Source organism: Cohnella sp. GbtcB17, from assembly GCF_019091135.1.
In the GTDB taxonomy this organism is placed as follows: Bacteria; Bacillota; Bacilli; order Paenibacillales; family Paenibacillaceae; genus Cohnella.
In genome coordinates this window covers 104,083-128,351 of record NZ_JAGXJW010000006.1, presented here as the reverse complement: position 1 = coordinate 128,351, position 24,269 = coordinate 104,083, and the positions used below count along the sequence as shown (strand labels likewise).

The 24,269-nt window shown below is 60.5% G+C and carries 23 protein-coding genes; 11 read left to right on the top strand and 12 right to left on the bottom strand.

The window, feature by feature from the left end:
- Positions 1 to 101: 101 nt before the first annotated feature.
- Entirely contained in the window at positions 102 to 890 is a 789-nt protein-coding gene (locus KVT38_RS04825) for a response regulator transcription factor (RefSeq protein WP_217592557.1), read from the bottom strand.
- Entirely contained in the window at positions 887 to 2,674 is a 1,788-nt protein-coding gene (locus KVT38_RS04820) for a cache domain-containing sensor histidine kinase (RefSeq protein ID WP_254638989.1), read from the bottom strand. Before KVT38_RS04820 ends, KVT38_RS04825 begins: the two co-directional genes overlap by 4 nt.
- A gap of 205 nt (positions 2,675 to 2,879) precedes the next feature.
- On the opposite strand from KVT38_RS04820, the gene KVT38_RS04815 reads away from it, so the two are divergent.
- Together KVT38_RS04815 and KVT38_RS04810 are read left to right on the top strand one after the other, a co-directional pair.
- A complete protein-coding gene (locus KVT38_RS04815; protein ID WP_217592556.1) occupies positions 2,880 to 3,872 on the top strand; it encodes a glycoside hydrolase family 43 protein in 993 nt (330 codons plus the stop codon).
- 222 nt (positions 3,873 to 4,094) lie between these two features.
- Entirely contained in the window at positions 4,095 to 4,307 is a 213-nt protein-coding gene (locus KVT38_RS04810; RefSeq protein WP_217592555.1) for a DUF378 domain-containing protein, read from the top strand.
- A gap of 635 nt (positions 4,308 to 4,942) precedes the next feature.
- Here KVT38_RS04810 and KVT38_RS04805 read toward each other — a convergent pair.
- The 5 genes from KVT38_RS04805 to KVT38_RS04785 form a co-directional block, all read right to left on the bottom strand.
- Positions 4,943 to 5,395 (bottom strand): SRPBCC family protein, encoded by a 453-nt coding sequence (locus KVT38_RS04805; RefSeq protein WP_217592554.1) that lies wholly within the window; start codon positions 5,393 to 5,395, stop codon positions 4,943 to 4,945.
- Positions 5,396 to 5,400: 5 nt separating this feature from the next.
- Positions 5,401 to 5,955: a MerR family transcriptional regulator gene (locus tag KVT38_RS04800; protein ID WP_217592553.1), complete on the bottom strand. Its 555-nt coding sequence runs from the start codon at positions 5,953 to 5,955 to the stop codon at positions 5,401 to 5,403.
- Between the two features lie 476 nt (positions 5,956 to 6,431).
- Positions 6,432 to 7,214 (bottom strand): sporulation protein, encoded by a 783-nt coding sequence (locus KVT38_RS04795; protein WP_217592552.1) that lies wholly within the window; start codon positions 7,212 to 7,214, stop codon positions 6,432 to 6,434.
- Positions 7,215 to 7,336: 122 nt separating this feature from the next.
- A complete protein-coding gene (locus tag KVT38_RS04790; RefSeq protein WP_217592551.1) occupies positions 7,337 to 8,188 on the bottom strand; it encodes an NAD-dependent epimerase/dehydratase family protein in 852 nt (283 codons plus the stop codon).
- Between the two features lie 424 nt (positions 8,189 to 8,612).
- Complete coding sequence (locus KVT38_RS04785; RefSeq protein WP_217592550.1) at positions 8,613 to 9,692, bottom strand: DMT family transporter; 1,080 nt, start codon at positions 9,690 to 9,692, stop codon at positions 8,613 to 8,615.
- Positions 9,693 to 9,826: 134 nt separating this feature from the next.
- On the opposite strand from KVT38_RS04785, the gene KVT38_RS04780 reads away from it, so the two are divergent.
- Positions 9,827 to 11,170, top strand: a complete 1,344-nt coding sequence (locus tag KVT38_RS04780; protein ID WP_217592549.1) for an aminotransferase-like domain-containing protein — start codon at positions 9,827 to 9,829, stop codon at positions 11,168 to 11,170.
- A gap of 68 nt (positions 11,171 to 11,238) precedes the next feature.
- Here KVT38_RS04780 and KVT38_RS04775 read toward each other — a convergent pair whose 3' ends face one another.
- Positions 11,239 to 12,903, bottom strand: a complete 1,665-nt coding sequence (locus KVT38_RS04775; RefSeq protein ID WP_217592548.1) for an ABC transporter substrate-binding protein — start codon at positions 12,901 to 12,903, stop codon at positions 11,239 to 11,241.
- Between the two features lie 205 nt (positions 12,904 to 13,108).
- Between KVT38_RS04775 and KVT38_RS04770 the strand changes: the two genes are divergently transcribed.
- The 4 genes from KVT38_RS04770 to trpB all read left to right on the top strand — a co-directional run bounded on the left by KVT38_RS04770 (position 13,109) and on the right by trpB (position 16,665).
- Entirely contained in the window at positions 13,109 to 13,327 is a 219-nt protein-coding gene (locus KVT38_RS04770; protein ID WP_217592547.1) for a hypothetical protein, read from the top strand.
- A 205-nt stretch (positions 13,328 to 13,532) separates the two neighbouring features.
- Entirely contained in the window at positions 13,533 to 14,339 is an 807-nt protein-coding gene (locus KVT38_RS04765) for an alpha/beta fold hydrolase (protein ID WP_217592546.1), read from the top strand.
- A 27-nt stretch (positions 14,340 to 14,366) separates the two neighbouring features.
- Positions 14,367 to 15,347 carry a sensor domain-containing diguanylate cyclase gene (locus KVT38_RS04760; RefSeq protein ID WP_217592608.1) on the top strand — a complete coding sequence of 327 codons (981 nt, stop codon included), beginning with the start codon at positions 14,367 to 14,369 and terminating at the stop codon, positions 15,345 to 15,347.
- 154 nt (positions 15,348 to 15,501) lie between these two features.
- On the top strand, positions 15,502 to 16,665 hold the full coding sequence (gene trpB, locus KVT38_RS04755) for a tryptophan synthase subunit beta (RefSeq protein ID WP_217592545.1): 1,164 nt from the start codon (positions 15,502 to 15,504) through the stop codon (positions 16,663 to 16,665).
- A gap of 321 nt (positions 16,666 to 16,986) precedes the next feature.
- Here the strand turns inward: trpB and KVT38_RS04750 are convergent, their stop codons facing one another.
- Positions 16,987 to 17,811 (bottom strand): sugar phosphate isomerase/epimerase family protein, encoded by an 825-nt coding sequence (locus tag KVT38_RS04750; protein ID WP_217592544.1) that lies wholly within the window; start codon positions 17,809 to 17,811, stop codon positions 16,987 to 16,989.
- A 190-nt stretch (positions 17,812 to 18,001) separates the two neighbouring features.
- Between KVT38_RS04750 and KVT38_RS04745 the strand changes: the two genes are divergently transcribed.
- The gene (locus tag KVT38_RS04745) at positions 18,002 to 18,883 is read left to right on the top strand and encodes a helix-turn-helix domain-containing protein (protein WP_217592543.1); all 882 of its coding nucleotides are present in this window, start codon (positions 18,002 to 18,004) and stop codon (positions 18,881 to 18,883) included.
- 114 nt (positions 18,884 to 18,997) lie between these two features.
- Here KVT38_RS04745 and asd read toward each other — a convergent pair whose 3' ends face one another.
- The 3 genes from asd to KVT38_RS04730 all read right to left on the bottom strand — a co-directional run bounded on the left by asd (position 18,998) and on the right by KVT38_RS04730 (position 22,676).
- On the bottom strand, positions 18,998 to 20,095 hold the full coding sequence (gene asd, locus KVT38_RS04740) for an aspartate-semialdehyde dehydrogenase (RefSeq protein ID WP_217592542.1): 1,098 nt from the start codon (positions 20,093 to 20,095) through the stop codon (positions 18,998 to 19,000).
- Positions 20,096 to 20,556: 461 nt separating this feature from the next.
- Positions 20,557 to 22,311, bottom strand: coding sequence for a methyl-accepting chemotaxis protein (locus KVT38_RS04735; RefSeq protein WP_217592541.1), 1,755 nt, complete (start codon positions 22,309 to 22,311; stop codon positions 20,557 to 20,559).
- 89 nt (positions 22,312 to 22,400) lie between these two features.
- Positions 22,401 to 22,676, bottom strand: a complete 276-nt coding sequence (locus tag KVT38_RS04730) for a hypothetical protein (protein ID WP_217592540.1) — start codon at positions 22,674 to 22,676, stop codon at positions 22,401 to 22,403.
- Positions 22,677 to 22,907: 231 nt separating this feature from the next.
- Here KVT38_RS04730 and KVT38_RS04725 point away from each other — a divergent pair, with 231 nt between their 5' ends.
- The 3 genes from KVT38_RS04725 to KVT38_RS04715 are packed head-to-tail and all read left to right on the top strand — an operon-like array spanning position 22,908 to position 23,879.
- Positions 22,908 to 23,354 carry a hypothetical protein gene (locus tag KVT38_RS04725; RefSeq protein WP_217592539.1) on the top strand — a complete coding sequence of 149 codons (447 nt, stop codon included), beginning with the start codon at positions 22,908 to 22,910 and terminating at the stop codon, positions 23,352 to 23,354.
- 2 nt (positions 23,355 to 23,356) lie between these two features.
- Positions 23,357 to 23,581, top strand: a complete 225-nt coding sequence (locus tag KVT38_RS04720) for a helix-turn-helix transcriptional regulator (protein ID WP_217592538.1) — start codon at positions 23,357 to 23,359, stop codon at positions 23,579 to 23,581.
- Between the two features lie 25 nt (positions 23,582 to 23,606).
- Entirely contained in the window at positions 23,607 to 23,879 is a 273-nt protein-coding gene (locus KVT38_RS04715; RefSeq protein ID WP_217592537.1) for a hypothetical protein, read from the top strand.
- The last annotated feature ends 390 nt before the right edge of the window (positions 23,880 to 24,269 follow it).

The window sequence follows — 24,269 nt, the reverse complement described above, 5'->3', positions numbered from 1 at the left end:
GCCTCCCTTTTTACGAGCACAGTCACTTTGTAATCGCATACACAGTATAAAACCGGAAATGTAAGCGTAACAGTGAACGGCCGTTGGGAGAAATTCCACTTTTATTGGATCGACGGATTGTCGTCCGCCGTTTGCTGCCTGTACTGTCTGGGACTCGTCCCTTCGCTCTCTTTGAACACCTTGATGAAATATTTGACCGTTTGATAACCGACCTTCTCCGCAATTTCCCACACCGGCAGCCGCGTCGCGACGAGCAGCTCCTTGGCTTTTTGCAGTCTGATCCGCGTCAGATAATCGCTGAAAGTCACGCCCGTCTGCTCCTTGAACAGCACGCTGAAATAGCTCGCGTTCAGGTGAATCTGCTCCGCGACCTGCTTCATCGTGATGGCTTCATGCAGATGGCCGTAAATAAATTCGATCGCATCCTTGATGGAGGTACCGTACCGCGCTTCGTCGCGGCCTACCTCGAGCAGCTTGGGATCGACAAGCTTTTCCATCGCGTCCAGGCGATCCTTGTCGCTGTCGCGCTCGAACGCCCGCTGCACCGTGTCGATGAGCGCCGCTTTGTCGAGCGGCTTGAGGATGTAGTCGAACGCGCCGAGCTGCAGCGACTTTTTCGCATACTCGAACTCGGCATGGCCGGAGATGACGATGACGACGGGCAGCGGCCCGCGCTTCGCGAGCGCTTCCAGCATCTGCAGTCCGTCGACCTCTGGCATCCGCACGTCCGTGATGAGAATATGGGCCGGATTCGTCTTCAGCCATTCGAGCGCTTCGACGCCGCTCGCGGCGCATTCGATCCGGTATTTGCCCGCCGCCCAGGCGACGAGCGTTTTCTGGATGCCAAGACGCGTGCGCGGCTCGTCATCGACGATCAATAACGTTTTCACAACGGTTCGACTCCTCCCGGAGGAATAGTGATATCAAAGCGGACGATCGTGCCGGAGCCTGTCTTGCTCTCGATGCGCAAACCGCTGCCGGCCCCCGCGGCGTCCGGATAATACAGCTTGAGGCGCCGCTGCACGTTGGACATAGCTACCCCGGCGCCCTTTTTGGACGAGGGCTCCTGGTTGCCGCCTTCGATTTTTTGCAGGAGCTTGGCCAGCGTCTTCTCGTCCATCCCGAGGCCGTCGTCGATGACGGCGATCGTCGCGATGCCCGGCTTGCCCGACGACACCTGGATCGTGACCGATCCGGGGCCGATCCGGCTCTCCACGCCATGCAAGATCGCATTCTCCACGAGCGGCTGAATAATCAGCTTCGGAATCGGCACGTGCATAAGCCCCTCGTCCGCGGCGATGCGCCAATCGAGCCGGTCGATCAGACGCATTTTCATAATCTGCAAATACCGCTGCGCATGCTCGAGCTCGTCGCGTACGGTCACCCATTCGTCGTCTCCGCCCGTGCCGCCGATGACATAACGGAACAAGCCGGACATGGCGACGACGATGCCCGCCAGCTCCTCGTCTCCCTTGTCCTCGAGCGACCAATAGAACGCTTCCAAAGTGTTGAACAGGAAGTGCGGATTGATCTGCGCCTGAAGCGCCTTCAGCTCGGTGCGGCTCTGGGTGATCTCCTTCTCGTAGACGACCTGGATCAGCTCGTTCATGTGCGTCACCATCTGGTTGTAGGTGTTGTTCAGCTCCCGGATCTCGAGGGAGGCGATCGTCGGCGAAGGCGACAGGTTCTGCTTGAGCCCGCCGAGCCGCGCGCCGCGCATCGTGCGCATCAGCTTCAGCATCGGGCGCGTGATGAGCGTGGACAGCAGCAGCGTCAGCAGCAAAAAAGCCACCGCGCCGATGCCGATCGACACCAGGATCGCGGTGCGCAGCACGGAGATGCCTTCGGTCGAAGCGCGGACCGGCGTGAGCAGCACGAGCGTCCAGCCCGTCGTGCGGGACTGCTGCCGTACGGACAGCAGCTCCTCGCCGCCGACGGAGACGGTGGAGCCGGTCTGGTCGAGCACCGCCTTGGCGTCCTCGGCCGACAGATCCGAGGTGATCGGCGCGCCCTGTCCGTCCGCGAGCAGCATGTACTCTTCGTCGCGGCGCGCCTCCCCTTCTCCGGCGGTCTTCGCGTTCATCTCGAAGTAATCGCGGCTGAGCCGGACCGCCAGATAGCCGCCCGCCGCGTAGCCGCGGTCGATGAGGCTGATGCGCCGCATCGCGAGCACCGTATCCGGCTGCGCCGGGTCGAGTCCGAACCAGACGAGCCGCCCCTTCACGCGGTCGGTCTGCCAGATCATCTCCTGCGACACCCGCGCGTTCAAGCTGGTCTGATCGAGCGGGAACAAGCGGCGGTAATCCCTGGCGTAGAGCTCCATCGAGCGGATGCCCGTCGAATAGGCCGTGTAGGTGCTCGCGATCTGCAGCAGCGACTGGCGTTGGGCGAACGCGGCGCGAACGCCGTCCGCTTCCTGGAGCAGCAGCTTCTGCACGTAATCGTTGGTCGCCACCTGCGTCGTCAGCGAGTCGATCTGGTCGAGCAGCGCGTCGAGCCGTCCGTTCGCCTGCACCGCCGTCTGCTGGATATGTTTTTCCGCGCTGCTCCGCAGCAGGTCGGATACCTGACCGTAAATATAAATGCCCGCAAAGGTCAGCACGACGATCATCGTCAACGTAAAAGCGGCGAAAATCTGGTTTCGCAGCGTGTTCAGTTCGCTCCATTTGACCAATCGAATCGCCCGCCCGTTTTTCGCATGAGTCCAATCCCGTTTACTGTATCACAAAGACCGAACGTTCAGCCAACCGTTCCGCGCCGGCGGCCAACTCCTAAAGATTATAGGTATAAAACCTAATGATCGTGCCGTATCAGCGCGGATTTATATTTGCTAAGATGAGGGGAAATCGATGCGACAGCGCTTACACGGAGGGATTGTTATGACAACAGAATCGCGGGGCGGCGCGCCGCTCGTGACGCATATTTACACGGCGGATCCTTCCGCCCACGCCTTCGAGGGCAAGCTGTACGTGTACCCCTCGCACGATCTCGACCATGAGATGACGTCGAACGACAACGGCGACCAATACGACATGGAGGACTACCACGTCCTCTCGCTGAGCGAGGATCTGACGCAGGCGCTCGATCACGGAGAGGCGTTGCATCTGAACGATATTCCCTGGGCAAAAAAGCAGCTGTGGGCGCCGGATGCAGCCTACAAAGACGGCACGTACTATCTGTTCTTCCCGGCGCGGGACCATAAAGACGTCTTCCGGATCGGCGTCGCGACGGGCATCTCGCCGCAAGGACCGTTCCGCGCGGAGTCGAGCTATATTCCCGGCAGCTTCAGCATCGATCCGGCCGTCTTCGCGGACGACGACGGCAAGTCCTACGTTTACTTTGGCGGTCTGTGGGGCGGCCAGCTGGAAAAGTGGCAGACCGGCGCGTTCCAGCCGGACGCCGAAGGGCCGTCGGGCGACGAGCCCGCGCTGGGGCCGCGGATGGCGGAGCTGACCGACGACATGCTCGGGTTCAAGGAGAAGCCGCGCGAGATCCGCATCGTGGACGAAGCCGGCGAGCCGATCCGCGCCGGGGACGAGGACCGCAGGTATTTCGAGGGACCCTGGGTTCACAAGCACGAAGGGCGGTATTACCTCTCCTACTCGACCGGAACGACGCACAAGATCGTCTATGCCGTCGGGGACGATCCGTACGGCCCATTCACGTTCAAAGGCACGATTTTGACGCCCGTCGTCGGCTGGACCACGCACCATTCCATCGTCCGCTATCGGGACAAATGGTACCTGTTCTACCACGACAGCTCGCTGTCGGGCGGGGCGGACAACAAGCGCTGCGTGAAGATGACCGAGCTGCATTATGAGGCTGACGGCTCCATTCGCACGATCGATCCTTATCCGGAGGAAAAGGAGTAGGAGTAGGAGTAGGCGGAGGCGCAGGCGCGTTAACCGGATTTTTTGGCGTGATTTTGGCGGATTCAGCTATGGCGCAGCGATTTTTTTCGGATGCACTCCTTGCTTCTTTGTTGAAAATAAACATAAGAATTGGCGGGATTGCGTAACTTATGAATAGAAATCGCCGCAAAGGGGTATTTTCTCGATGAACCGCCAAAATTCGGCTGAAGGAGTGGATCCGTAATGAAGACGCTAAACGCTATCGCGCTCGCCATTCTGATCATCGGAGGCATCAACTGGCTGCTGGTCGGTCTGTTCAAGTACGATCTCGTCGCCGAGTTGTTCGGCGGTCAGGAAGAAGTCGCTTCCCGCATCGTGTATACGATCGTCGGCATCTGCGCGCTGTATGCGATCAAATTTTTCAACGACGTCAGCAACGATTCGCGCGCTCGTTAACATTTTTGGCACGGCAAAGAGCCGGACTGCCGCCTCCAGGGGCGACTGTCCGGCTCTCGTTGTTTGTCTAGGCGCGGCCCGGTAGTCGTGCAGGGACCACGGGCGACAGGCGGGCGTGATGGTGAGTGTGACTGCGGGCGCGAAGGCGAGTGCAGAATAGGGCACTTTTGCGCTATTCGTTGGCATTCCGTTCGCGGCGGGCGCCCCATGCGCATCACACTCACGCTGCGGCGCGACAGCGGGCCTAGGATAGCCCAATTTTGCGCTATTTATTGGCCATCCGCTCGCCGCATGCGCCCCACGCACTTTCGCGCTTACGTTGCAGCGCAACGGCGGGCCTAGGATAGCCCAATTTTGCGCTATTTATTGGCCATCCGCTCGCCGCAGCCGTCCCACGCACTTCGCGCTTATGTTGCAGCGCGACAGCGGGCCTAGGATAGCCCAATTTTGCGCTATTTATTGGCCATTCGCTCGCCGCAGCCGCCCCACGCACTTCGCGCTTATGTTGCAGTGCGACAGCGGGCCTAGGATAGCGCAATTCTGCGCTATTTGCTGGCTGCTCGTTCGCACCGTTCGGCCCACAAGCGTCACGCTCACCGCTCCCCCGCCTAAACGAGCGCAGTCTAGCCATCAAATCAAGACGCTTCGGGCTCGCTCCGTAGCGCGTCGCCGAGCATGTTCAGCAGTTCGTTCGTGCCATGCTCGCGCTGCTCCGGCGTGTCGAGTCCGTCCAGGAACACGCCCTGCTCGGTAAAAACCAGCCGCGTGCCGCCTTCGACCGGATGCAGCTCAACCGTCGTCACCGAAGCCGAGATGCGCCTGTCGTCCATGTCCAGAACGTACGAGTAGACGATGCGCTCGTTCGGCACGATGTCCTGGTAAAAGGCATCGAACGTGAAGACGGGCCCGTCCGGCGGTCCGCCGCGGCTGTACTCCCGGCCGCCGACGCGGAATTCGAAGGTCTCGGCGGGGGTAAACCAGCGCGCTTTCGCCCCGGCGTCCGACCAGGCTTTGAAGACGCGCTCCGGCCTCGCGGGGTACGTTCTTTCCACCGTAAAGCTGGCGTGATGCGTCGAGCGTTGTTCCATTTCGTTCATCCTCCCTGATCGTGGTCTTCCTGATTTTCCTCGGGCTCGTCCGCCAGCCAATCGCCCAAACGGTCGAGCGCTTGCTCGGCTTGCGTCCGCCGCTCCCAAAAGTACTTCTCGTGGCTCTGCTTCATCATGCCGAGCAGCTTCGTGAACGCCTCCACCCCGAGCGGCGCGTGCGAACGTACGGCAGCCGACGCTTGCTCCAGCTCGCTCAGCAGCTTCTGCTGGACGCGGATCTTCTCCCGCAGACGGCCGATCTGGGCGGCGATGATCTCGGACAAGTCTGGCGCGTCCCGCTCGAGGACGGATTGGACCTCCGTGAGCGGCAGGCCCAGCTCCTTGAGCGCCAGAATCTGGTGCAAGCGGGACAGGTCCGATTCGTCGTACAGCCGATGCCCCGAGTCGGTCTGACCGGAAGGGGAGAACAAGCCGATCTGGTCGTAGTAGCGCAGCGTGCGAATCGTAAGCCCTGTCAGCGCAGCGATGTCCCCCACTTTCCAGCGGCGGCTCGCCGCTCCCGCTCCGCCGTCTGCCGAACCTTCTCGATGCTTGGCCACTTTTTCCGCCTCCCCATCCGGCCGTCTCTTTGCCCGTAACAATACTATAAAACGTGACGCAGCGTAAGGTGCAAGAAGGAATTTTATATGAAACGAACCGTCGCTACCGCGACGCCGGTGCTTATACGGTGGCGGCCTGGAGGACGAGGGGCAGATGGTGGTGTGTGGGGGCAGGGATTAACTAGCTTAGGCGTGAAAAGAGGGGACGATTTTTGCAATCGGCGACCGATAGTTGTTAGAAGGCCGTTATTTATTGAGAAAGTTGCAATTTGCCTTCCAATAGTTGTTAAAAGGCAGCTAATTCCAAAAAATCTGTTTGCATCAGGACTAAAGGGACGGGTTAGCTGCCTTTTAACAGCTAAATTGCCGCGATCCGTCCGCCAGATCATAATTAACTGCTTTCTGACAATTATTCATAATGAGATTAAGCAAAAACCGGACGTCTCGCCCGCCCGGCCTTTGCTGTATGCATCGCGTCAATGCGCGTAATGGTCGATGATGCCTTGCAGCACGCCCGCGATATGAGGGACGCCGCCGTCCAAGTCGCGCCGCGTGAGCGTCACTCGCACGAAGCTCTCGTCGGTGTCGGTCGCTTCGGCAAAAAAGCCCGCCAGGCCACTGGAGCGCCGGTCGATCTGAAGCAGCAATCGGACCTCGCCGTTCGGCGATCCGACAAAGGTAAGCTCCAGCTCGTCGAGAAGACCGCGGTATCTTCCGCTCGACGGGATCCACTCGAACTCCTGGACGAAGGCCAAGGCGCCGCCCAGGCGGGGCGCATAGACGGTCTCCGCCTTGCGGAGGCGGAACCCGATCTGCTCGATCGCCTCGAGGACGGCCTTGCGGCCCGCCTCCGGAATGACATGAATGCTGTCCTCGTCTGTCGGATCGACGGCGGCTTGGATGTCCGCGACAGTCTTGATCCACACCTGACCGCTCCCGATCGAGATCGGCACGCCCGCTGGCAGGATGATCGAAAAAGGGAGCTCCCTGCGTTCCTGCGGCTGTACCGTGACCGCGTCGGCTACGCGGTACCTGGCCACGACCGCCGTCTGCTGGATCGGCCTGTCGTTGATCTCGCGCGTATACGTAGTCATAACGGATACTTCGATTCCGTCGATTCGCTGCTCCAGGTTGCCGCCCTGAAGGCGCACCGCGCCGCGTATTTCTTCTCCTTGCGCGTAAGCGGATTTATCCAGCACCGTGTCCAGCTTGGCCGACCCGACCCCTACACTCGCCAATACCCGTCCGAAGAAAGACATGATCCGCATCCCGTCCTTTATCTCCATGATCGCTTCGCGTCTTGCATCTTAAGGGTATACGCGAGGAGCGACGGGGGGATTCAATATATTGGAAAGTTCAGCCAAGCATTCTATTATAGCGATCAGCCAAGCGTCGCGGCGAAGCCGTCGCGCCAATCGGCGAAGCGCGGCTGCCAGCCGAGCCTTTTCGCCTTGGCATTGGACGCGCCGCGTTCGCCGCGGGCGGCGCCGGGCATCGGCTCCGGAGCGGGCGCGCCCAGCAGATCGGCATACTGCGGCAGCCACTCGCTGCCCGGCGCCGGGCGGTCGTCGACGACGTTCACAGCCCCGGACGGCCAGTCCAGCGCGAGCAGCGCGGCCCTTGCCGCATCGTCGACGTGGACGAACGACGATATGCCGTCTGTCGCAGGCAACGCGCCGCGGCGAACCTCTTCGGCTATGAAGCCGTCCTTCGCATACCAGGTTCCCGGGCCGTAGAACAGCCCGTACCGCAAGATGACGGCTTCCGGCATCTCCAAGGCCGCCGTCTCCAAAGCATGCACGCCTTGGATCGTTCCGCTGCGCGGCGCCGGCGCGTCCAGGTCGAGCGGCTCCTCCTCGTAGGCAGGGCTTTCCCCGGGCGCGTACGCCCAAGAGATGCTCTGCGCGATCATCCGGCGTACGCCCGAGGCCAACGCGGCTTCGACCAGATGCCGGGTGCCGACCGTCCGAATCCGCGTATTCGACGCGAAGTCGCGCGCGCCGAGCGAGGTGAGCTGGTGGACGACCGTCTCCGGCGCGGCCTCGCGAATCGCCGCGAACACGGCTTCGCGGTCAAATATATCGAGCACGGCTGCCCTGGCACCCTGCCCTTCGAGCCACGCTGCGTTCGTCGGTTGCCGGGTGAAAGCCGTCACCTCGTGACCGGCCGCGACAAGCAAGGGGATGAGCGATTTTCCGATCGCGCCCGAGGCGCCTGCAACTGCGATTTTCATGAGCGATCGACCTCCGAAATAAGGTTATTTGTGCGGGACATGCAGCCTGGTTTAATGCGCTCGCTCGCCAGCCACCAGGACGACGGGTTAGTTTACATCCGGGACCGGGGCGACCAGTTGGGAGCGCGTAAGACCGCGCTTTGTTTCCATGCGGGACTTCCGGCGATGGTTCGACCCTCGAGGCGACACCGCTGCTTCTACCCGGGACCTTCGGAGACCGCGCGACGGGTGGGACGAAGAGGTTATTCCTATCCGTGACTTCCGGGGACGGTTAGGCGGACGAGACTGCGCTTTTGTTTCCATCCAGAACTTCCGGGGACGGTTAGGCGGACGAGACCGCGCTTTTGTTCCTATCCGGGACTTCCGGCGATGGTTAGGCGGACGAGACCGCGCTTTTGTTTCCATCCAGAACTTCCGGCGACGGTTAGGCGGACGAGACCGCGCTTTTGTTCCTATCCGGGACTTCCGGCGATGGTTCGGCGCTCGCGGCGACGCCGTTGTTTCTGCCCGGGACTTTCTCCGCCTCAGTTTCCACTTCCGCCGAGTCTGCCCCGGTTCCCCTGCTGCCGGCTGCGCCGCGTAGCCCCCCTCGATAGTTCGCTCCGATCACCCCCGTCAGCATGCAGATCGTGCCGATCGTCTGCGCGCCGCTCCAATGGTCGCCCATGATCAGAACGCCGGAGGAGATGGAGACAAGGTTGCCCAGGTTGACGAACAGGCTGACCTTGAACGCTTCGATGCGCGCGAGCGCGAAGTTGGACAGCCACGACGAGACGAGCGACGACATGATCGCAATGTAGAGCAGCGGCAGCCAAAATCCCGGCTCGGATGCCGGCGCGAGCAGCGCGGACATCGTGCCTTGCGCCAAGTGGCGCACGAGCGCGAGCCCGACGAAAAACCAGCAGCCGGTCCGCATCATGGCGTAGCTCAGTTCGACTGCGGAGTACGAATGACGCAAGCCGCGGGCCAGCACGCCATACAGCGCGAGGGCGACTGCCGACAGCAGGATCAGGCCGCCCCCGACGGCGCTCGTCCCCCGCAGCGCGTCCGGCGAGATGCCCGTCATGAAGACGAGGCCGAACGCGGACACGAGGACGGACAGGAGCTGCAGCTTGCTCGCCTGCTCCTTCAGCAGCAGCGCGCCGAGCAGCAGCGCAAAGATAGGCGAGGTGGCCGAGAAGATGCCTGCGCCGGAGGTCGTCGCGGCGTCGAGTCCGACCGACTGAAGGCCGAAGAAAGCGGTCGGATACACCAGGCTGACGAGCAGCAGCGGCAAGCGCGGGCGCCCCTTCTGCTTGGGCGGCATGCGAATCCAGCCGGCACGGACCGGAATCGCGAGCGCCGCGAACGACAGGGCGAAGCGGTAGGCGAGCATGTCGAAGGGGTCGGCGTGACCCAAGGCAAGCTTCGTGAACATAAAGGAAAACCCGATGACGATCGCGTATAATATAGCCAACGCATAGATGGCGGCGTTGCTTTTGGCGGTTGCGGGCAAGTCGGTCATGCCTTTTCCTCCTCTTGCTCGAATGCGGAGCCGGCCGGCTTCATGCTCTCAGCATAAAGCACCGGCCTCGCCCCCGCCATCTTTACATCGACGAACTGTACCGGTACAGTCAGCTGCCGAGGAGTGAATCCAGCATGATGAGATACGAGGCGCTTATCCATGATATCGAACGCAAGATCGAAGACGGACGCATCCGAGGCGGACAGAAGCTGCCGTCCGTCCGCGAAGCGTCCGAATTCTACGGTTGCAGCAAAAGCACCGTTCTTCGCGCCTATGCCGAACTTGAAAAACGGCACAGACTCTATTCCGTCCCCCAAAGCGGTTATTACGCCGTGACGCAGAAGCAAACGGAGACTTCCGCCTCGGCGAACGCAGGCTGGAACTTCGCGTCCGTCGCGCCGGATCCCGAGGTGTTCCCTTACCTCGACTTCCAGCATTGCATCAACAAGGCGATCGATCGGTATCGCAATCATCTGTTCACTTATGGCACGCCGCAGGGGCTGCCTTCCTTGCTCCAAGTACTGAGCAAGCACCTGGCCGCCTACCAGGTATTCGCTCAGCCGGAGCGAATCACGGTAACGTCCGGCGTACAGCAGGCGCTGTCGATTCTGACGCATATGCCGTTTCCTTCGGGCGGGCGGACGGTGCTGGTAGAGCAGCCGACGTACACGATCTTGCTGGAGATGCTCGCGCTCTTCGGCGCTCCCGTCCAAGGGATCGCGAGAACGGCGCGGGGTATCGACCTCGACGAGCTGGAGGCGCTGTTCCGCGCCGGCGACATCAAGTTTTTCTATACGATCCCGCGGTTCCAAAATCCGCTCGGCGCCTCCTACGGAACCGAGACGAAAAAAGCGATAGCAGCCTTGGCCAAGCGGTACGACGTCATCGTCGTGGAGGACGACTTCCTCGCCGATCTCGAGACCGATCCGAAAGCCGATCCGATCCACGCTTACGGCGCGTCGCACGTGGTCTATTTGAAGAGCTATTCGAAAATCGTGTTCCCCGGCCTCCGTGTCGGCGTCGCGGTGCTGCCGCCAGACTTGCAGGATGTCTTCAGCAGGTACAAGCGCTTCACCGACATCGACAGCTCGATGCTGTCGCAAGCGGCGCTCGAGATCTATATTCAGAGCGGCATGTTCGAGCGTCGCAAGCGCAGGATCTCGGATACGTACCGCCATCGCATGCTGCGGCTGGTCCGGGCGCTCGACGCGTACAATGCCACGCCGGACGTACGCCATCTTCGGCTGGACGCCGGCATGCATACGCATATCGAGCTTCCGCCGACGCTAAGATCCAAGACGCTGATCGATCGCCTCGCCAAAAAGAAAATCGAACTGCGGGACGCGAATGCCTGCTTCCTGCCTTCGTTTCCGAAGCGATCGCTGCTGCAGCTCAGCATCTCGCAGATCGCGGACGATCGAATCGACGAAGGCATCGCCGCCCTCTTCGGAGAGATCGCGCGAATGCGGCGGAGCTAGCGGCAGGCAAGCCTGCTCGCATCGCCGCTTCGCTCACGCGTCGCCTGGCTCACGCCTAACTTGGGCGTTCAGGCTTCATCCCCGCGCACGGTCCAATCCTGCACATTGATGAACATCCCGAGGTCCTTCGGCGTCGCGCCGATGACACGCTCGTTCACGGCGCCGAGCGCCTTGGCGGCATAAAGCGCAGGCATCGGCACGTCCTCCGCGAGGATGGCCTGAAGCTCGCCGTACAACGCCTTGATCTTCGTCTCGTCGACCTCGGCGCCGATCGCCTCCAGCAGCTCGTTCACCCGTTCGTTCTTGTAGCCGTTCGGATTGCCCGCGCCGAGGAGGTAAGCGAGATCCGGCAACGGATTGACCGGCGTCATCGTCAAGGGCAGTAGGCTCAGGTCGAAGTCCTGCTTCAGGAGCTTGTCCGTCAGATCTGCCCGCCCGACGATCTCTACGCTGACCTGGATGCCGATTTTGCCTAGGCTGTCCGCCACGCTGTAAGCCGCTTCCCGAATCGCGTCGTCGCCTGACGGCACGGACAGTGCCAGCGCCTTCCGCCCGTCCCAGCCCGCTTCCTTGAGCAGCAGCCTCGCCCGCGCCGGATTGTAGGCCGCCGGCTTCGCATACGCGCTGCGATACGGGCTGACGCTGCTGAAGTAGCCGTCCACGATCTCGCCCGCGCCCCCCAGCAGCTTGTCGACGAGCTTCCGGCGGTCGATCGCATGCGAGATGGCTTTGCGTTGTTTGCGGTCGGGCACGGCTTTTTCGTTCACATACATATATAGCGTGGTCAGCGGCTGACCGCCCACCGTCGAGACGTTCGGCAGCCTTTCGATCCGCGCATAGTCTTTAACCGGAATAACGCCGGCCGAAGGGATATTCATATCGATCTCGCCGCGCTCCAGGGCGTCCGCCAGCGCAGATCCGGGCAGCACCTTGAAGTTGAGCCGCTCCAGCCTCGGCGCTCCTTTGAAGTAGTCCTTATTCGCGATCAGTCCCACGAACCGGTCCGGCTCGTACCGCTCGAGCTTGAAAGGCCCCGACGTCACATTCGGCGTGCGCATGAAGCCGCTCTTGTCGATGTCTTCGGGCGCGACGCCCTTGAACGCGCTGCGCGGCAGCGTCCGAAGATTGCGGCCGACCGTATCCTCGAATACCGGGAGCGTCGTCGCCACTTTCGTCCTCATCTCCACCGTATGCGCGTCGATTTTGCGCACGCCCGATATGTCCGACTCCCCGTCAGGCAGGAAGCCCGAAGGGCCGAGTCCCTCCACAATCGCAAACAAATACGCATAGTTGGACGCCACCATCGCGTTCGCCATCAGCTTCAGGGTAAAAATAACGTCGTCCGCCGTGACGGACGCGCCGTCGGTCCACTTCGCCGCCTCGTTCAGTCTGATCTTGAACGTTCGGTTGTCCGCCGTCTCAATCGAATCGGCGAGCATCGGCTTGTATTGCAGGTCGGCATCGATCTCCACCAGCGGGGGAAAAAGCAAGCCTGCGACATAAGCCGACACGGGGCCGGCAGGCGAGAGCGGGTTGATGTCGCTCGGCGCATACGTGACGCCGACGTTCACCGTTTTGGCCGCGTCCGCGTCCCAGGCGGCTTCGACGGCCAGCGAAGCCTGCGCCGGGCCTTCGCCCCCTTTGCCGGATCGCCCTTCGCACGCCGGCAGAACGACGAGCGCAATGACCAGAGACAGCGAGACGGCAAACCTCGGGGCGAGCTTGAACTTCATATTCGTAACTCCTTATCGCTGCTGCGATTCGTTTCTTCGTTTCTTCGTGGTTGTGTATTCATATTATCGGATTTTGTCGAAATTATCGCCACTATAATAGGCAAATTTAACTACAAATTTGGTTCGCGTGCTTAATGCCGCCGCATTCGGTTTAGATAGAGAAGTGTATAGGCAACGTACAAATGGATGAGGAGGAGAATATACGATGGATATCAAGCAAAAAGTCGAGGACATCGTCGCCAGGATCAAGAACGACAAGGGCATCGCGGAGAAGTTCAAGCACAATCCTGCCGCCGCGATCGAGACGATCGTCGGCGTCAATCTGCCGGACGACCAGGTCAACGCGATGATTGCCGGCGTCCGCGCCAAACTGACTGCGGATAAGGCGGGAGACCTCATCGGCTCGTTTAAAAAGCTGTTCTAGCGAAGGCGATCGCCGCCGCCCATAACTTCGGGTCGCCAGGGCGCCGCACAGGTAGCCCTTCCGGCCCTATTTGCGCTGCGTACGGCCAAATAACTAAACGATTGTCGCGCTCTCGTCTTCTGTCCGCTATAATAAACAACAATCCAATGTATCGAATAAAATCGAATTTTGTCTATAATAGTATCGCTATGGAGAGGGTACGCCGATGACGATCGATATTTTCGCAAGGAACAACGTAAAAGTGCTGGGTAAAGGGGAGCGGACGATCGTGTTCGCGCACGGCTTCGGCTGCGATCAGGACATGTGGCGCTACATCGTGCCCGGCTTCGAAGCGGATTACCGCGTCGTATTATTCGATCACGTCGGCTCCGGCCGGTCGCAGCTACAATATTACGATGCAAGCAAGTACGGCGATCTGCGCGGGTATGCCCAGGACGTGAACGAGATTCTGGACGCGCTGCAGCTGCGGGACGCGATATTCGTCGGGCATTCTGTCAGCGGAATGATTGGCTTGCTCGCGTCGATTCGCGACGGGAGCCGATTCGACCGGATCGTGATGATCGGCGCCTCTCCGCGTTATGTCAACGATGCGCCCGATTACTTCGGCGGCTTCGACGCGGGTGAGATTCAGGCTTTGCTCGACATGATGGAGATGAACTTCATCGGCTGGGCCAGTTATATGGCGCCGATCGCGATGCAAGACCCCGATCGCGGCGAGCTGACCGAGGAGCTCGAGCAGAGCTTCTGCTCCAGGGACCCGCATATCGCCAGGCAATTCGCGGAGGTCACGTTCCTGTCCGACTGCCGCCAAGAGCTCGACCGCGCGCCTGTGCCGGCCCTGATCCTGCAGTGCGCCGAAGACAGCATCGCGCCGATCGAGGTCGGCAATTATTTGCATGCGCACCTGAGGAACAGCACGCTTCGGACGATGAACGCCAAAGGCCACTACCCGCATCTCAGCCATCCGGAAGAAACGACATCACTCATCCGGCAATACTTGACCGACGCCTAGGCCGCGGAGAAAGGCAGTCAAATGGAACTGGACGCACAGCTAAACGACGCCCCTTGCGGCTACTTCTCGATTACCGCCGAAGGTTTGCTTCTCCGGTCGGTCAATCGGACGATGCTCCATATGCTCGGATACGACAGCCTGGAGTTGGCGAATCGGCACGTCGAATCGATCCTGTCGGTTGCCAACCGGCTTTTTTTCCATACCTATTTCTATCCATACATACAGCTATACGGACATGTCAAAGAGATGTATCTCGCCCTGCGGACGAAGGACGGGCGGGACCTCCCCGTTCTGATGAACGGCGTTCGGCAGGAGCGCGGAGGCGAGCTCTTCATCGATTGCGTCGCCTTGGAGATGAACAAGCGTATCGAGCATGAAAAAGACATTTTGCGGACAAAAACGCAGCTTGAAGCGCTATACCAGGCTACGCACGAGGCGAACATGCGGCTGGAGCAGCTTCACGCCGAATACGAAGCCAAGCAGCAGGAGTTGCTCCGGCTTAACGCGCAGTGGGAAGCGCTGGCCACGACGGACCCGCTTACGGGTCTTCGCAACCGCCGCTTTTTCAAGGACAGCCTCGCTGCGCTGCTGGAAGACAACGCGCGGACCGGGCAGCCCTTTTCGCTGCTCATCCTGGATATCGATCATTTTAAAAGGATCAACGATACCTACGGACATCCCGTCGGCGATCTGGTGCTCGCAAGCCTCGCTGCGCTCCTGCGCACGGCATCGGGCTCGGCCGACATCGCAGCCCGGTTCGGCGGCGAAGAATTTGTCGTGCTTATGCCCGGCGCGGACCGCGCAAGCGCCCTGGAAGCCGCCGAACGGTATCGCGCCGGCGTAGAGGCCGCCTCCTGGGAGGGGCTCCGCATCACGATCAGCGTCGGCGCGGCGACGGTCTCTCCGAGCGATACCGACGAGTCGTTGGTGAATCGGGCCGACCAGGCGCTCTACGCCTCCAAAGCCGGCGGGCGCAATCGCGTCACGCACGCGGAGGCCGAATTATAACGCATAGCCGCTTTGAAAACCCGGCCGCCATTCGCGCCCGCATGCTCGAACCGCGCCGAAAACGGTCATGTTGAGACTACTGTCCGCAGCCTTTCTGTGATACGCTGGAAGCAGTAACGCGAGAAATCGCAATCTTACATGTGGAGGCGCTTGCATGAGCCAGGAGACGCTGCAGGAAGGATACTTCGGGGAGTTCGGGGGCAGCTTTGTGCCGCCGGAATTGCAGGAAGTGCTAAGCTATCTTAGCGAGCAATTTTACAAGTTCAGGGACGATCCCGAATTTAAAGAGGAGCTGCGCTATTACCTGCGGGAGTATGTCGGCCGCGAGAGCCCGCTGACCTATGCGGAGCGTCTGACCGATGCCTGGGGCGGCGCCAAGATCTATCTCAAGCGCGAGGATCTGAACCATACGGGCGCGCACAAGATCAACAATGCGATCGGCCAGATTCTGCTCGCCAAGCGGATGGGCGCGAAGCGCATCATCGCGGAGACGGGCGCCGGACAGCATGGCGTCGCGACGGCGACGGCCTGCGCCATGTTCAATATGGACTGCGTCATCTACATGGGCGCCGAGGATACGAGGCGGCAGGCGCTGAACGTATTCCGCATGGAGCTGCTTGGCGCGAAGGTTATCCCTGTCGACAAGGGGCAGGGCCGGCTGAAGGACGCGGTCGACGAGGCGCTGGGCGATCTGGTGCAAAACTATAAGAATACGTTCTACCTGCTGGGCTCGGCCGTCGGGCCGCATCCGTTTCCGACGATGGTCAAGCACTTCCAGGCGATCATCAGCGAGGAGTCCAAACGGCAGATCCTGGAGAAGGAAGGCCGGCTGCCCGACGCCGTCATCGCCTGCGCAGGCGGCGGCAGCAACGCGATCGGCGCGTTCGCGCACTACATCGACGAGCCGGGCGTGCGTCTCATCGGCGTCGAGCCCGACCAGGCCCCGACGCTGACCGAAGGCGTGCCGGGCATCATCCACGGCTTCAAATGCCTGGTGCTGCTGGACGAAGCGGGCGAGCCGCGCAAAACCTACTCGATCGCCGCCGGACTCGACTATCCGGGCATCGGACCGGAACACAGCCACCTGAAGGTGTCCGGCCGCGCAGAGTATGTGACGGTCACCAACGACGAAGTGCTGGCGGCGTTCCAGGAGCTGTCGCGCACCGAGGGCATCGTGCCGGCGCTGGAGAGCGCGCACGCGGTCGCCCACGCCAAGAAGCTGGCGCCGACGCTGACGCGGGACAACATCCTTATCGTCAACCTGTCCGGCCGCGGCGACAAGGACGTCGAGCAAGTGTTCCATATGCTGAAAAAGTGAACCAGCAACGCCCGTGAGCGTGCAAAAAGCCGCCCCCAAGTCATGTTGGGGGCGGCTTTTTGCGGTTTGCGGCGCCGTGCTCGGATGCCAACTATCGATCTATGTGGATACTTCGTGCTCTGCTGGGCCGTGCGTGGGCCAAGTATCGATCTACTTGGATACTTCATGCTCCTCTGCGTCGTGCGCCGGCCAACTATCGATCTACGACGACACTTCATGCCCTACAGCGCCGCGCACCGGCCAACTATCGATCTACGTTGGCACTTTCCGCTTCGCTTCACTGCCCAAAACTTCGCGCCGGGCCAACTTGCGCGCCGCCGCTCAAGCCTCCTGCAGCCACTGCTTCAGATCGCCCGTCGTGCGCAGGATGTCCTGCCGCTGTTCCTCGCCGGTGATCTCGCGCTCGATGATGTACTCGCCGGTGAAGCCGATCTCCTTCAGCTTGCGCACGAACGCGGGGAAGTTCACCTTGCCCGTGCCGGCCCGGACTTCCTCGCCCAGGTTGTCGCCGTCCGTCGGGTACAGCCCGTCCTTCACGTGGACGTTGCGCACGTAGGCGCCGATCGTGTCCAGCGCGTCGATCGGATTGCCTTTGCCGTACAGGATGAGATTGGCCGGATCGAGGTTGATGCCGAGGTTGGACGTGCCGACGCGCTGGATCGTGCGCAGCAGCACGACCGGCGTCTCCTGCCCCGTCTCGAACCAGAAGCCGATCCCCTTGCTCTCGCAGTACGCGGCCACCTCGCGAACGGCTTCGACGACCGCGGGATAAGCGGGATCCGTCATATTTTCCGGGATAAATCCGACGTGCGTGATGATCGCTGGGGCGCCGATCCATGACGCAAAATCCGCCCAGCTCTTCAGCGCCTTCACCCGCTCCTCGCGGTAAGCTTCCGGCACGAGACCCAGCGTGAGCGGCCCCTGCGTGAAGTTCCACGCCGCCGGCCCCGGCACGCCCGCCCATACCGCGCAGACGCGAACGCCAGCCTCAACCGACTCCTTGACGACCCGCGCAGCCACTTCCGGCGTGCAGTCGGCCATATTCCACGAATTCAACTGGCACACGCCGAATCCGTAATCGCTGACGACCTTGAACATATTGCCCTGCGCTTTTGCATCGATCGTATGAATAACGCCGATTTCCAAGACTCAAGCCCTCCCCGTATCCGCCAAAACGCAAGACGCAGCCCGCGTCCCCCATCGGCGTTGTAAGTTTGCTAGCCCCATCATAGCCCGTTTCCCCGCGGCTTGATTTAGAAAATTTGTCGGGAATTTTGCACTCTCTTTTGCATAATCGAACGGAAAGTTTATACTTTAGTTCGGAGGGGAAGGATGGATGGATTTTATCAAGCACAGGCTGCGCCAGCAGCTCGTCGTGAACGACATTTACACCTGCTACTACTTCGAGCAGTCCAATCGGGCGCAATACGTCGCGGAAAGCCATGATTTCTGGGAGATCGTCTACGTCGACAAAGGCGAGGTGAACGCGAATACGGGGTCGGGGTACTATCGGCTGAACCAGGGCAACATTCTCGTGCATAGTCCGAACGAACTCCACCAGCTGGAGAGCACCGGCAGCAAGGCGCCCAACCTGTTTATCGTCACCTTTCGCTGCGACGACGAAGCGATGGCCTTTTTCGACGAAAACAAGCTGTTCCGCATCGGAACAGGCGAGCATGCGCTGCTCGCCCGGCTCATGAAGGAAGGACTGGACGCCTTCGGCCTGAACCAATATCCGATCGTCCCACGGCCCGAAGCCGCGTTCGCCGCGGAACAACTGTTCAAGCTCTACCTGGAGCAACTGCTCATCCTTCTCATCCGCCAAGCGCGGTCTGCAAGGCAGCAGGCCGGGCAGCTCATGTCCACCACCGCGGAAAATCAGAGCGCGCACATGGGCAAACGCATCATCGCGTACCTCGAGCAGAACCTGTCCGCCAAAGTCACGCTGGACAGCCTGTCCGCACAATTCAGCATGAGCCGCACGCAGTTGAACATTTTGTTCAAGCGAACGGTCGGCACCGGCATCATCGTCTACCTGAACCGCCTGCGGATCGAGCGCGCCAAAGCTTATATCCGCGAGGATATTTACAATTTGACCGAGATCTCGAACCTGCTCGGGTACAGCAGCGTCCATTATTTTTCGCGTCAATTCAAGCAGTCCGTCGGCATGACGCCGTCCGAATACGCCAGGACGATCAAGGCAAGGAACGAGCGGTGAGCGGCGCGAGCAAGGCGAGGAGCCAGGTGGAAGCCTGGCAGTAGCAAAAATAGCGCAAGCTCCTCGACGTGTCGCCGAGTGGCTTGCGCAGTGTACCGGGCGGCAGCCCGTTCCTTATTGAGCGGACGTCTTGGCCTTAATGTAGCCTTCCGCCTTGAGCAATTCGGCGATCAGCACGGCGCCGCCCGCCGCGCCGCGCAGCGTATTGTGCGAGAGGCCGACAAACTTGAAGTCGTACAAGGAATCTTCGCGCAACCGGCCTGCGGAAATGCCCATGCCGCCTTCGAGGTCGCGGTCGAGCTTCGTCTGCGGCCTGTTGTCTTCCTCGAAGTACGTGATAAACTGCTTGGGCGCGCTCGGCAGTCCCAGCTCCTGCGGCCGTCCGCTGAAGCTCGCCCAGCGTGAGAGGATATCTTCACGCGACGGCTTGCGCTCGAACGAGACGAACAGCGTGGCCAGATGGCCGTCCGTGACCGGGACGCGGATGCACTGTGTCGTGATCTGCGGCTCGCTTGCGGGGGCGATCGCGCCACCCTTCACGCTGCCCCAGATGCGCAGCGGCTCTTGCTCGCTTTTTTCTTCCTCGCCGCCGATGTAAGGAATGACGTTGTCGAGCATCTCCGGCCAGTCCGCGAAGTTCTTGCCTGCGCCCGAGATCGCCTGGTAGGTCGAGGCGACGACCGTCTTTGGTTCGAACTCCCGCAGCGCGTGCAGCAGCGGCACGTAGCTCTGAATGGAGCAGTTCGGCTTCACCGCGATGAATCCGGTCGCGGTGCCCAGACGCTCGCGCTGGGCGGCGATCACGTCCAGATGCTCGGGATTGATCTCCGGGATGACCATCGGCACGTCGGGCGTCCAGCGGTGCGCCGAGTTGTTCGACACGACGGGCGTGCCCGTCTTGGCGTACGCTTCCTCAAGCGCCTTGATCTCATCCTTCTTCATATCTACCGCGCAGAAAATAAAGTCGACGTCCGCCGCGAACTCCTCGACGATCGAGGCGTCCTGCACGACGATGGACTTGACCGCCTCCGGAATCGGCGTATCCAGCTTCCATCTGCCCAGCACGGCCTGTTCGTACGTCTTCCCCGCCGAACCTGCGCTGGCCGCGATGGCCGTGACTTTAAACCAAGGGTGCCCATCCAGCAGTTGAACGAACCGCTGGCCGACCATTCCCGTTCCTCCGACGATACCTGCTCTCAGCAATTGCGACACAAAGATCGCTCCCCTTCCAATTTCAGATTCAATTTAATCGTGCATTCTTTATTGCATGATAGCCACGCTTCCGCCGGAACAGCAAAAAATCCCGCCCTCCAAGACTGCTGCCAGTCTTAGGGACGAGATTGGATTCTCGCGGTACCACCCCAAGTTCGCGGATACGTCGCCGTAACCGCCTCTACGAGTTGGGCATGCCGTCATGCCCATACTCTAGCTCTGTAACAGGAGCTCCTGTCGCGCCATCCCCGTGATCGGATACGGATTCCGGCGCGCTGCTCAGAGTCTTTTTATCGATAACGACTTCTCCCCCTTCTCAGCTCCCGGGGTTCTCTGTCAAGAAATCCGTTTATCGACGCTTCTCTTCATCGCATTTCGTTGTGGACTTATTTTACAGGATACCGGAAAAAAGAGAAATTGTTTTTTGCAAAAATATAATTAGCAAATATTCGAATACGCGGTTACAGCTTGAACTTGGCGACAGCCGCTTCCAGCACGGCGCCTCTCTTCTTGAGCTGGGCCGTCGTGTCGGCGATCCGCCGCGCCGCTTCGAGCTGTTCGGTCGACATCCGCTGGATGGACACCGTATTGTCCGCGCTCACCGCCGAGATCTGCGATATCTGCTCGACCGAAGCCGCGACCTCCTCGGAGCCTGCAAGCAGCTGCTCGGCAGCCGCCGAGATCTCCTGAATATGGCCGTTCACGAAGACGAACCGGTCTACCGTATCGTCGAAGAGCGAAGCCACTTCGCCGGACAGGTCGCTGCCTCTCGTCATCTCCATCGCTTCCGCGGCCATCCGCTCCCCGATCTGCGCCGACTCGCCGCGTATCTGGTCCAGCAGCGCAGTGACCTGCGTCGCGGACGCGGCGGCCGCCTCCGCAAGCTTGCGAATCTCGCCGGCCACGACGCCGAAGCCCGCGCCATGCTCCCCGGCCCGCACCGCCTCGATGGACGCGTTCAGCGCAAGAATCTTCGTCTGATCCGCGTTGCTCACGATCGATTGGAGGACCGGCTTGATCTCCTGCATATAGCCGTTCAGCAGCTGTACCGAGCCCGTCGTCTGCTCGGCGACGGCGGACATCGATCCGACCTGCTCCTTGAGCACGAGGATGGCGCTTCTGCCGTGCTCCGCCGTCGCCAGCGCGTCCGCGGAAGCCGCGGCGACGCTCGACGACGCTTCGGCGACGCGCTGAATGGCCTGCGAGATCTCTTCCATCGACCTCGCGCTCTCTTCAGCGCCCGTGCGTTGATGCGCCGCCCCGTCGGCCAATTGCGCGATCGATTGCTCCATCCGCTCGTTAAGCCCGACCATCCGCTCTGCTTCAGCGCCGGATTGGTCGGTCGAACGAACGAGATCCGCCGTCGTCGCGGTCACGTCCTGCATCACACCTCCAAGCGTGACGCTCAGCCGGTCGGTCATCCCCGTCATGGCGGCATACGCTTGCCCGATCTCGTCTTTCGACCGGACGCGCCGCGCGCCCAGCAGACGCTGCGCCCCCGCGAGATCGCCGGCGGCCATCGCTTCCGCGCTGCGGACGATCGTGCCGAGCGGCCGGAGCGCACGGGCCATGAACCAGGCGATCAGCAAAAAGACGAGCAGCGTAAGCGCACCCATAAGTACGAATGCCGACATGCTTTTTCTCAGGACGTCCCGAAAAATCGTATTCGACACGGCGACGTCCGTATCGATGCCGAGCGCGCCGATCACCTTCCCGCCTGCGTCGCGAAGCGGCGCGAACGAGGAGAGGTAGTCGCCGTATTCGGGATTGTGAAGAATGCCGGTCTTGGCCGTCTTGCCCGTCAGCACGTCGGCGATCGCCGCCTTCGGCATGTCGGTGACCTCGCCGATCGGAGACGCGGTCTTTTCGTTCTTCGGCTGGCCGTCGATCAGAATTACAGGCTGACCGAGGTCGTCGAATTTTACCGTGTATACATACAGCGCACCGATCTCAAGCCGATAACGATTCAGCGCGTTGCGCAAGCCCCAATAGAGATCGTTTTCCTTCTCGTCCTTGGTGAATTTCTCATAGGATGCGATATCGAACTGCCCCGCATAAGCCTCCGCGATATGCATGCCGATGCTGCCGATCGCCTCCTCGCTGGCTTGCTTCGTACTGCGAACCTGCAAATAAATGAGTGTGGCGGACAAGATGACGAGGAGCGTCAGTATCATGACCGACAGCTTGAATACAAGGCGGTTGTGAAATCTAGACATGCGGGCCCATGCTCCCTTTTATGATTTGCGACAAGATCTCCTGATTTTCCCGAAATCTCGACTTAAATATAGTTCGCTTAGACTACGTCTTATCCTGCTTGCACGAAGGTATTTACCGCCAAATATAAGCTTAACGCGGCCAGCGCGAAGAAAATGATCGCGAGCTGCCGGTTGCGCCGGAACGGTATGCCCCATAATCCGAAGAAGACTGCCGCCGCCAGCTTGGCTCCGCCTTTGTAAGCGGCGTCCTCGCCAAACGTCGAGCTGCTCAAGAGAATCGACAAGAGCAGCGCCGCCGGCGCCAAAACCCTGAACCAAAGCGGTTGAATAAGAAAAAAGCGGTAAATAAACTTCAGTCGCTGCATGCTGTCGTGGCCCCTTCCTTATAAAACCTTACTACTAGCATATCGGCGGCTTGCTTCCGGGAATGAATCCGTATGGATGCTTATGAAGTTCATCTTATGAAAACTTGGATACCTAGACGTCGGTGCTGGCCCGTTCTATTACCTTAAATGTAAAATATACTTTACATAGTGTAATAAATATATTACATTATGAATACCAAACTTAACTCAAAATAAGGGGAGAACAATCGCATGGCCTATCAAGAAAAGAAGAGCATCGTATCGCTGATCAGCGCGGTCCTGATTTTCGCAGTGTATTCGTCGATCATGTACCCGCGGCATCCAGGCGCCGGCGCAGAGACCGACGAAATCTTTCGCTACTGGGGCTCCTTCGTCCTCATTCTGACGCTTGTCTCGATATTCGCGCACATCGTCATCGGCATCGTCTTCAACATCGTCCATCGGATGGCGACCGGAGAGAAGGAGCCTTCGTTCGCCGACGAGCTCGACAAGCTGATCGACCTGAAGGCGTTCCGCAACTCGTTCCTGGTGTTCGTCCTCGGCTTTCTGGCGTCGATGGGCACGCTGGCGGCCGGCCAACCTTCGCAAGCGATGTTCGTCATCCTGATCGCCGCCGGCTTCCTCTCGGACGTGACCGGCTCCGCGACGAGGCTGTACCACTACCGGAGGGGCGTCTAGCGATGGGCAAGAACCTGGTTGGCAATCATATCCGGAGGCTGCGGTTCAACCACGACGAGATGACGCAGCAGCAGTTGGCGGAACTGACGGGCGTAACGAGGCAGACGATCGTGGCATTGGAAAAGGGCAACTACTCCCCGTCGCTGGAGCTGGCCTTCCGCATCGCGCGCGCTTTTAAACGACCTTTGGAAGAGGTGTTCTTCTATGGAGAAGACGCAGTAGAGTAAGTATTCGAGCACGCTTGCCTCCAGGATGGCCGGCATCTTCTTTATCCTCGCGGCGGCATCTTCGATCGCGGGTCTCCTGCTGTACGATCCGATCCTGAACGGCACCGATTGTCTCGCACAAAGCGCCGTGCACGGCGCTCAAGTGGTTCTGGGTGCGGCGATGGAGCCGATCCTCGTCGTGTCCGCCGTAGGCACAGCCGCGCCCGATGCCGCCGCGCACAAGGCTTCCGGCATCTTGCTGAAGGTGATTCACGATTGGACGTTTCTGCTCGGTCCGAACTTCATGCTGCTCACCTAACACTCCAAAATAGCCCAAAATCGCGCTATTCTCGCACTCACTCCCCTCGCTCGCAACCCCGCCGCTCACCTGATACTCCAAAATAGCGCAAAATCGCGCTATTCGCGCACTCACTCCCCTCGCTCGCATCCCCGCCGCTCACCTGACACTTCAAAATAGCGCAAAATCGCGCTATCCTCGCACTCTCCCCCCCTCGCTCGCAACCCCGCCGCTCACCTGACACTCCATAATAGCGCAAAATCGCGCTATCCTCGCACTCACTCCCCTCGCTCGCAACCCCGCCGCTCACCTGATACTCCAAAATAGCGCAAAATCGCGCTATTCTCGCACTCCCCCCCTCGCTCGCAACCCCGCCGCTCACCTGACACTCCAAAATAGCCCAAAATCGCG